Annotated in this window: 9 protein-coding genes; 5 read left to right on the top strand and 4 right to left on the bottom strand. The window is 75.3% G+C overall.

What is annotated here, in order from left to right:
• Together ACIWVC_RS10310 and ACIWVC_RS10305 are read left to right on the top strand one after the other, a co-directional pair.
• On the top strand, positions 1-747 hold a 747-nt coding region (locus ACIWVC_RS10310; protein ID WP_396454049.1), incomplete at its 5' end, for an ATP-binding cassette domain-containing protein.
• Entirely contained in the window at positions 744-1,538 is a 795-nt protein-coding gene (locus ACIWVC_RS10305; protein WP_396454047.1) for an ABC transporter permease, read from the top strand. The genes ACIWVC_RS10310 and ACIWVC_RS10305, both read left to right, overlap by 4 nt.
• A 34-nt stretch (positions 1,539-1,572) precedes the next feature.
• Here the strand turns inward: ACIWVC_RS10305 and ACIWVC_RS10300 are convergent, their stop codons facing one another.
• The 3 genes from ACIWVC_RS10300 to ACIWVC_RS10290 form a co-directional block, all read right to left on the bottom strand.
• Positions 1,573-2,277: a hypothetical protein gene (locus ACIWVC_RS10300; protein ID WP_396454046.1), complete on the bottom strand. Its 705-nt coding sequence runs from the start codon at positions 2,275-2,277 to the stop codon at positions 1,573-1,575.
• 134 nt (positions 2,278-2,411) lie between these two features.
• Positions 2,412-3,143 (bottom strand): anti-sigma factor family protein, encoded by a 732-nt coding sequence (locus ACIWVC_RS10295; RefSeq protein WP_396454044.1) that lies wholly within the window; start codon positions 3,141-3,143, stop codon positions 2,412-2,414.
• The gene (locus tag ACIWVC_RS10290) at positions 3,140-3,628 is read right to left on the bottom strand and encodes a sigma-70 family RNA polymerase sigma factor (RefSeq protein ID WP_396446949.1); all 489 of its coding nucleotides are present in this window, start codon (positions 3,626-3,628) and stop codon (positions 3,140-3,142) included. Before ACIWVC_RS10290 ends, ACIWVC_RS10295 begins: the two co-directional genes overlap by 4 nt.
• A 436-nt stretch (positions 3,629-4,064) precedes the next feature.
• Between ACIWVC_RS10290 and ACIWVC_RS10285 the strand changes: the two genes are divergently transcribed.
• The 3 genes from ACIWVC_RS10285 to ACIWVC_RS10275 all read left to right on the top strand — a co-directional run bounded on the left by ACIWVC_RS10285 (position 4,065) and on the right by ACIWVC_RS10275 (position 5,795).
• On the top strand, positions 4,065-4,784 hold the full coding sequence (locus ACIWVC_RS10285; RefSeq protein ID WP_396454042.1) for a hypothetical protein: 720 nt from the start codon (positions 4,065-4,067) through the stop codon (positions 4,782-4,784).
• A gap of 67 nt (positions 4,785-4,851) precedes the next feature.
• A complete protein-coding gene (locus ACIWVC_RS10280; protein ID WP_396446892.1) occupies positions 4,852-5,280 on the top strand; it encodes a PPOX class F420-dependent oxidoreductase in 429 nt (142 codons plus the stop codon).
• A 65-nt stretch (positions 5,281-5,345) separates the two neighbouring features.
• The gene (locus ACIWVC_RS10275; protein WP_396446893.1) at positions 5,346-5,795 is read left to right on the top strand and encodes an SRPBCC family protein; all 450 of its coding nucleotides are present in this window, start codon (positions 5,346-5,348) and stop codon (positions 5,793-5,795) included.
• 159 nt (positions 5,796-5,954) lie between these two features.
• Here ACIWVC_RS10275 and ACIWVC_RS10270 read toward each other — a convergent pair whose 3' ends face one another.
• Complete coding sequence (locus ACIWVC_RS10270; RefSeq protein WP_396454041.1) at positions 5,955-8,426, bottom strand: GMC oxidoreductase; 2,472 nt, start codon at positions 8,424-8,426, stop codon at positions 5,955-5,957.
• Positions 8,427-8,430 lie beyond the last annotated feature (4 nt).

Raw genomic sequence — 8,430 nt, 5'->3', positions numbered from 1 at the left:
GTCGTCCGCGAGGCGGGCGAGGTGCGGCGGCGCATCGGCCTCGTCGGGCAGCACGCGGCGGTCGACGAGGTGCTCGGCGGGCGGCAGAACCTCGTCATGTTCGGCCGCCTGTACCACCTCGGCGCCCGGGAGGCGCGGCGGCGGGCGGACGAGCTGCTGGAGCGCTTCCGGCTCACCGACGCCGCCGGCAGGCCCGCGGGGGAGTACTCCGGCGGCATGCGGCGGCGCCTCGACCTCGCCGCGTCGATGATCCTCGCGCCGCCGGTGCTGTTCCTCGACGAGCCGACGACCGGTCTCGACCCGCGCGGCCGCAACGAGGTCTGGGACGCGGTCCGCGCGCTGGTGGACGGCGGCACGACCGTCCTGATGACCACCCAGTACCTGGAGGAGGCCGACCGGCTCGCATCCGGCATCTCGGTGATCGACCGCGGCCGCGTCATCGCCGAGGGGACCCCCGACCAGCTGAGGGGGCGGCTCGGCGGCGACCGGATCGAAGTCGTCCTGGACGACCCCGGCGCGCTCGCGGAGGCCGCCGCGGTCATCGGCCGCGTCGCGGCGGGAGAGGTCGACGTGGACGCCGACGCCCTGCGCGTCGGCGCGCCGGTGACCGGGCGGGCCGCCGCGCTGACCGCGGCCGTCCGCGCCCTGGACGAGGCGGGCGTCGGGGTCGCCGACATCGGGCTCCGCCGCCCCACCCTGGACGAGGTGTTCCTGCACCTCACGGAGAGGAAGGAGGTGCCCGCATGAGCGCGCGGGCGCTGCGCTGGGCGGTCGCCGACGGGTGGACGCTCACCGGCCGGGCCCTCGCGCACTGGCGGCGGCGGCCCGGCCAGATCGCCGTGGGGCTGCTGTTCCCGGTGATGGTCGTGCTGATGATGGGCTACCTGTTCGGCGGCCAGATGGACGTTCCGGGCGGCGGGAGCTACCGGGCGTTCATCGTGCCCGGGATGTTCGCGCTGACGATGGCGTTCGGCGTCGAGGAGACGTTCGTGCGCGTCGCTGGCGACGCGGCCAGGGGGGTGACCGACCGGTTCCGCACGATGCCGATGTCCCCGTCCGCCGCCGTGGTCGGCCGCGCCGCCGCCGACATGATCTACGCGGTCGCCGGCCTGGCCGTCATGGCGGCCTGCGGCGTGCTGATCGGCTGGCGCGTCGAGGGCGGCGCCGCCCGGGCGCTCGCCGGTTTCGGGCTCCTGCTGCTCCTGCGCTTCTCGCTCGTCTGGACGGGCGTCTACCTCGGGCTGGCCGCCAAGGGCCCCGAGTCGGTGGTGGCCGTGCAGATCCTGGTGTGGCCGATCGGGTTCCTGTCCAGCGCGCTGGTCGCGCCGAGCACGATGCCCGGCTGGCTGGGCGCGGTCGCCGAATGGAACCCCATGTCGTCGACGGTGACGGCGTGCCGCGAGCTGTTCGGCGCACCCGCCGCCGGCGACTCGTGGGCGGCGCAGCACAGCGTGCTGATGGCGGTCGTGTGGCCGCTGGTGATCGCGGCGGTGTTCGTCCCGCTGTCGGTCCGCCGCTACCGCGCCATGGGCCGCTGAGCCGGCAGGGAGCCGCCAGGGCGGCGGGGAGCCGCTAGGGCAGCAGGGAGAGGCGGTGCCGGGCCAGCGGCAGGGCCGGGTAGCACGCCTCCGGCAGGGGCTCCGCGCCGCCCAGCGCGGCGCGGAGCCTGGCCCCCGCGGCCGCGGCGTCGTAGGGCTGGACGACGCACAGCTCGGCCTGCATCGCCTGCCGCGCCGCGCCCATCAGCGCAGGGACGTCCCCGACGATCACGATCTCGGCGGGCGCGCCGCCGTAGGACAGCCGGACGGCGAGCGCGTGCATCCCGGCGGTGCCCGCGCCCGCGTAGCGGAACTCGCAGACCAGGCGGTCGCCGTCCAGCGGGCCCTCCTGGATCAGCCACGCCTGGCCGGGCACGACCCGGCCGAGCGACCCCTCCCAGGGCGCCGCCGGGACGCCGGCGAGCGCGTCGGCCGCGCGCCCCGCCGCCCTGCGCCCCTCCACCGGGCCGATCGCGGCGATCGCCCGCAGGAACGCCCGCGCGCCCGGCGTCGCCGCCGCCCGCAGGCACCCGATCAGGTCGCCGAGCGCGGCGCGCCGGCCCTGCGCGTGCGGGGCCGCCGCCTCCAGGGCGCCGAGCTGCGCCGACGCCCACACCTCCGCCTGGAGCGGGCCGTTCAGCGCGGGAAGGGCGCCGGCCTCCCGGACGTAGGCGTCGTACACCTCGCGGAGCCCCGGCAGCATCAGCTCGGGGCCTGTCGAAGACCGGGTCGCACTCACCCCATCAGGGTAGGAGACGCCCCGGCCCGCGACGTACGGGGAGGACGCACCTGGAAACGGCACGTCCCGGGCGGCCGGTGCGGCCGGGCCGCCGGGACATGCCGCGGGTCACGCGGGCGCGCGCGGGGCGCGGGTCACGCGGGGACGGTCAGCAGCGTGCGCCCCCCGCCGATCGTGCGGATCTCGAACCGGCTGATCTCCTCGGGCCGCAGCGCCGTGCCGCCCTGCAGCGCCAGCTGCGGCTGCGGCGACCCCGGCAGCCCGTAGCCCTTGGCGGGCACGGACCAGCCGACGACGGTGTGCGGGTCGCCGCGCCGGTCGACCGCGACCAGCTCGCACTCCAGCGGCCCCCGCACCTTGCTGAGCTGCATCCCGATCCGGCTGCCCCACGCCTTCTGCTGCATGGCGACCGTCCCGGTGACGCCGGTGCCCGCGTCGGTGGCCGACATCCGCTGCCCGTCCCGCAGCAGCGCGGCCGTGGTGTCGTCCTGCCGGGACGGCGGGGCCGCCCCCGTGCCGCGGTCGGCGCCGAGGGTGTACCCGGTGCCGAGCGCCCCGCCGAGCAGCACGACCCCGGCGGCGGCCGCGGCCAGCGCCCGCGCTGCGCGGTACCGCCGCCGCCGCCTGATCCGGTGCCTCATCAAATCGGTCACCACCGCCGGCTCGGGCGGCGCCGGCATCGCGTCGGCCGGCTCGGCGATCGGCCCGATGCCGTCCAGCGTCTCGGCCAGCCCGCGCAGCGCGCCGAGCTCCTCGTGGCAGGACAGGCACGTCGACAGGTGCGCCTCGAACGCCCGGCGGTCCGGCTCCTCCAGCAGGCCGAGGGCGTAGGCGCCGACGTCGATGTGCAGCATGTCCGCGCTCATGGCGTCACGCCCCTCTCCTCCAGGGCGACGCGCAGCGCCCTGAGCGCGTAGTAGACCCGGGACTTCACGGTGCCCACGGGGATGCCGAGATGCTTGGCCGCCTCGTTGACCGAGCGGTCCCGGAAGAAGGTCTCGTTGAGGACCTCGCGGTGGGCGGGGGACAGCGCGAGGAGGGCTTCGGACACGACGACGGAGCGCAGCAGATCCTCCAACCCGTCGGGCACGCGCATGTTCTCCAGCGGGCCCTCGCCCGCCTCCTGCGGCCGTGCGTTCTTGCGCCGCTGGTCGTCGATGACGATCCGGCGGGCGACCGTCGCCAGCCACGGCAGCAGCGAGGTCGCGTTCTCGTCGAGCTGGTGCGCGCTGCGCCAGGCGCGGATCATGGTCTCCTGCACCACGTCCTCGGCCCAGTGCCGGTCGCCGCCGGTGAGGCGCAGGACGAACGACAGCAGCGGCCGCCCGTACACGCGGTACAGCTCGGTCACGATCACCTGGTCGTCCACGCCGCCGGCGGGCTGCGGGCCGCGGAACCAGCTCCACGGTCCGGGCGGGCGTTCGCGGGTGGCCGAGGCGGCCGGTGATCTGTGGGCCATCGGGGGTCTCCGGGCGGGTGCGGGGGCGGGACGACGCGGTGACCGTGTGTCGGGTGTCACGCTGGGAGGCAGTACGCGACCCCGGGGCCGCCCGGTTCAACCGAGACCGGTTTGTGGTGGATTTTCCAGATCATCCCTAACTAGTTCGCCACCTTTTCCTTACCTTCCGGGGCGGACGCCCCCGCAGCCGCGTCCAAGGGGCGTGACGATGGCGACACGATCCCCTTCTGGGAGTCCTCCGCAGGGGCGACGCTCACTCCAGGACGTGGAGCGAACGCGGGCACCGGGCCCATTCGCCCAGACAGGACCGAGGGGCGGGATCGGCACAGTGGAAGGAAACGGGGAAGCACAGCTCAGCTACCGCCTGCTGCTGGCGGTGGACATCCAGGGGTACAGCAAGCGCGACGTGCGCGAGCAGCTGCTCGCGCAGCGGCAGCTGTCCGACGCGCTCGACCGCGCGGCGCGCGGCGCCGGGCTCGACCGGGGCGGCTGGGCCAAGCAGGTCGGCGGCGACGGCGAGCTGGCCACGCTGCCGGAGGGGGTCGACCCGGCGACGGTGGCCGGCGACTTCGTCATCGGCCTCGCCGAGGCGCTGCGCGAGACCAACCGGAACGCCGGCCGGTTCCGGCTGCGGGTCCGGCTCGCGCTGCACCACGGCACACTGACCGCCGGGCCGTTCGGGCCGGCCGGCGACGCGCCCATCGTCGTGCAGCGGCTGCTGGACGCCGGGCCGCTGCGCCGGCTGCTGACCGGCGACCCGGACCGCGACCTGGCCTACGTCGTGTCGGACTCGCTGTTCGACGACGTCGTCCGGACCGGGTTCTGCGCGCTGCCGCCGCACGACTTCCAGGCGGTCAAGGTCACCGCGAAGGGCGCGGTGTTCCGCGGCCACATCCACACCGGGCGCATCCACACCGGCCGCGCCGCCCGCCGCGCCGCGCGCGGGGAGGCGGCCGCGGACGGCGAGCGCGGCGGCCCCGCCTCCGGGCCGCCGCCGCACGCCCGCGTCCTCACCCTCCCGACCCTCCCGGCCGCCGCGGCGCGGTGACCGGGAAGGGATCACGGCGCCCGGTGGTTGTCGCCGGGAAAGCGGATCTCTTCCACGGAGGCGGACGATGGCGGACGACGCGGCGCTGGTGAAGCTGCTGAAGGACCGGGACCTCGGGGTCCTGGCCACGCTGAAGCGGGACGGGCGGCCGCAGCTGTCCAACGTCAACTACCACTACGACGAGGACCGCCGCCTCGTCCGCGTCTCCGTCACCGCCGACCGCGCCAAGACCCGCAACCTGGCCCGCGACCCGCGCGCCAGCCTGCACGTCAGCGCGGCGGACGGCTGGTCCTACACCGTCGCCGAGGGCACCGCCGAGCTGTCCGCCGTCGCCGCCGACCCGCACGACGAGGTGGTCGAGGAGCTGATCGAGGTGTACCGCGACATCCGCCGCGCCGAGCACCCCGACTGGGACGACTACCGGCGCGCCATGGTCGCCGACCGCCGCCTCGTCGTCCGCCTGCACGTCGAGCGCCTCTACGGCATCGGGCGTTGACGGCCCGCCAATAACCCTGGCGGCGCGCCTTGTGCGGGCCGTCCGCGACTGGCTACGGTTCGGTGATGATCCAGGCCACCGCCACCACCAGCGCTTCGCCCGAAGAGGTGTTCCGGCACCTGGCCGTCCCCGAGGCGTGGGGCGCCTGGGGCAAGTTCCCCACGCCCGCCAAGCAGGTGCGCAAGGGCGACACGACCACCTACGGCGTCGGGACGGTCAAGAAGATCTGGCCCGCCAGCGAGCAGACCGTCGCCTACGAGCCGTACTCGCACTTCGGCTACATCGCCCTGTCGGGCCTGCCGGTGCGCCGCTACCGCTCCGACGTGCACCTGGAGGCCCGCGGCTCCGGCACCGCCATCCGCTGGGAGGCGGTGTTCGAGCCGCTGATCCCCGGCACCGGCCCGCTCGTGGGGTTCGCGCTGGGCCTGATGCTGAAGACGTTCGTCCGGTGGCTGCCCGCGCACGCCGAGAACTGCCCGCCGGACTGCCCCGCCCGCCGCGCCGCCGGCATCTAGCCGGCGGGCAGCCCGCGGGCGGCCCGCGAGGGCGCCCGGAGTGCGGGGAAGGGCCGGAGACCGCGCGACCCCCCGCGCGGCCTCCGGCGAAAAGGTGCAGGCCGAGAGCACCCCGCAGTTCCCTCGGCCTGCACGAACCCGGCCCCCCGCCGATCCCGCTCAGACGGGATCGGGCCCGTACACCTCCCACAGCTCGCCGGCGAAGAACCGGCCGAAGTCCAGGAGCTTGCCCGGCCCGTCCGGGCCGGACGTGCGGAACGTCGTCAGCTGCCGCGCGAAGTCGGTCAGCTGGATGTGCAGCACCCCCGCCGCGACGACGTCCGCGCCGCCCTCCCCGTCCTCGCCGACGTGGCCGTCCAGCAGCCGCACGTAGAGCGTGGACGTGTCCGGCCAGATCCGCGTCGGCGGGCCGTGCTTGACGTTCTTGTACCCGCTCAGCGTCCGCCGGCGGCCCTCGCCGTCGGTGTAGAACAGCCGGTACTTCATCAGCCGCCGGTCCTCGGCGCCGTCCGCGACGAACAGGTTGAACGTGCCCCGCTCCACCGGGCAGCGGCCCCCGTGCCCGCCCGCGTCGACCCACCCCTCGGCCTTCGCCTCGTGCTCGGGGTCGGCGAGGAAGCGGTCGGCGTCGTCCGCGGTGATCGTCAGCCGGAACGACAGGGGCCTGCGGTTCTCCGCCAGCTCGCCGATCCGCGCGTCGGTCTCCCCGTAGGTGACGAACCCCTTCATCTCCTCGGTGAACGACAGCGACGTACGGCCCGCCGCCGCGGCGGACGGTCCCCGTGTCCCGCCGCGGCCCCCCGGGAGCGGGCGTGCCTCCTGCGGGGGGACGACCCCCGGCACCTCCCGCGACGGGCCGTACATCGAGCCGTTGCCCCCCGCCCCGCCGTGCGAGCCGGCCCCGCCGGCCGGCTCGGCCCCCGTGGCAGACGGAGCGGTCGCGGACCCCGCCGCACGTCCCCGTGCGGGCGCGTCCTCCAGCAGCCGCGTCGCCAGCCGGTCGGCGTGCGCGGCGATGGTGAGCGAGGGGTTCGGGCCCACCGGACCCGGCATCGCCGCCCCGTCGGCGATGTAGAGGCCCGGGAACCCGAACACCTCGCCGAAGGCGTCGCAGACGCCCTCGCCCGGGTGGGCGCCCATCGGGGCGCCGCCCAGCGGATGGACGGTGATGATGCGCTTGGTGAACCACATCGGGTTGTCGTGGTAGTCGGCGCCGAGCACGTCCGCGATGCCCCGCATCGTCTTGCGGACGCGGTTGAACAGCTCTTCGCTGGTCTCGGGGTCCCAGTCGGCGGCGAGCCGCCCGCCCTTGAGGCGCAGCCGCCCGTCGGGGGTGTCGCGGCCCATGCCGAGCAGCGGCAGCGAGCTGACCGTGAGGGCGCCGTCGCCGATCAGGTCGGCGATCTCCTTGGACAGGTTCGTGTCGGGCGCGTCCTTGAAGAACTCGGTGAACCGGTTCCACAGGAACTTCACCGCGCGCTCGAAGTCGTTGCGGAGGTCGAGGCTGTCGACGATCCAGTCGGTGAAGCCGGGGTAGCCGCCGTCTTCGATGTAGGCGCCGCGGCCCGCGCCGGGCACGCCGTCCAGCTCGTCCGGCAGCCGGATCGCCGTGGTGATCACCGGCCCGCGGCTGGCGTTCAGCGGCCGGACGCGGTTGCGGTCCTTGGCGCGCAGCAGGAACGTCAGCAGGTCGCCGTTGCCGCTGAACCGGGTGCCGAGCGCCTCCGGAAGGCCCGGGAACGCGTCCCGCGACTTCAGCAGCAGGTAGGTGGTGCCGTAGGTGCCGGCGCCCAGGATCAGCCGGTCGCAGGAGATCGTCTGGACGGGCGGGCGGCTCTTCTTCGCGGTCAGGTCGGCGTGGTGGACGTAGTCGACCTCGTACCCGCCGCCCGGCCGGGGCCGGATCGCCTTCACCTCGCGCAGGGTGCGGATGTCGGCGCCGTGGTGCGCCGCCGCCGACAGGTAGGTGTGGTCGAGGCTGTTCTTGGCGCCCTCGTTGCAGCCGATGTCGCACTCGCCGCACAGCTTGCACGTCCGCCGCTCGGCGCCGTGGATGTTGCCGTAGCCGGCGTCGGCGATCGGCAGGCTCAGGCCGGGCGTGCCGCCGGGGCGGGACGCGAAGCTGACCGCGAGCGGCGGCAGCGAGATCTCCAGCCCCAGCTCGGCCGCCGCGTCCTGCATCGCGTGCGACTTCGGGGTGTCGTCGAACGGCACCCGCTCCAGCGGGTAGGGCGTCGCGCCCATCATCTTCTCGACCGCGTCGTAGTGCGGGTCGAGGTCGGCGCGGGTGACCGGCCACGGGGCGTGGCCGCCGTCCGGGCGGTCGTCGACGAACCAGCGCTCGTCCTTGCGCAGCAGCACGTTCGCGTAGATCAGCGACCCGCCGCCGAGCCCGGACGACACGACCGAGTCGCAGCCCTTGAAGCTCCAGACGTCGAACATCCCGTACAGGCCCTCGGCCGGGTCCCAGAACGCCCGGCCCATCTGGGCGGGGGAGCGGGGGAAGTCGCCCGGCGCGTACGGCTGCCCGCGCTCCAGCAGGACGACCGACCGGCCGGCCTCCGCCAGCCGGTACGCGGCGACGGACCCGCCGAACCCGGACCCGACCACCACGGCGTCGGCGTGCTCCATGGCG

This window comes from Actinomadura sp. (genome assembly GCF_044508335.1).
GTDB lineage: Bacteria > Actinomycetota > Actinomycetes > Streptosporangiales > Streptosporangiaceae > Spirillospora.
The sequence above is the reverse complement of the archived record's forward strand: the minus strand, read 5'-3'. Positions and strand labels throughout refer to the sequence as shown.

Excerpts from the sequence above, each read along its gene's own strand:
- ACIWVC_RS10305 (WP_396454047.1), top strand. The coding sequence starts at position 744 with ATGAGCGCGCGGGCGCTGCGCTGGGCGGTCGCCGACGGGTGGACGCTC.
- ACIWVC_RS10295 (WP_396454044.1), bottom strand. The coding sequence starts at position 3,143 with ATGAGCGCGGACATGCTGCACATCGACGTCGGCGCCTACGCCCTCGGC.
- ACIWVC_RS10280 (WP_396446892.1), top strand. The coding sequence starts at position 4,852 with ATGGCGGACGACGCGGCGCTGGTGAAGCTGCTGAAGGACCGGGACCTC.
- ACIWVC_RS10275 (WP_396446893.1), top strand. The coding sequence starts at position 5,346 with ATGATCCAGGCCACCGCCACCACCAGCGCTTCGCCCGAAGAGGTGTTC.
- ACIWVC_RS10270 (WP_396454041.1), bottom strand. The coding sequence starts at position 8,426 with ATGGAGCACGCCGACGCCGTGGTGGTCGGGTCCGGGTTCGGCGGGTCC.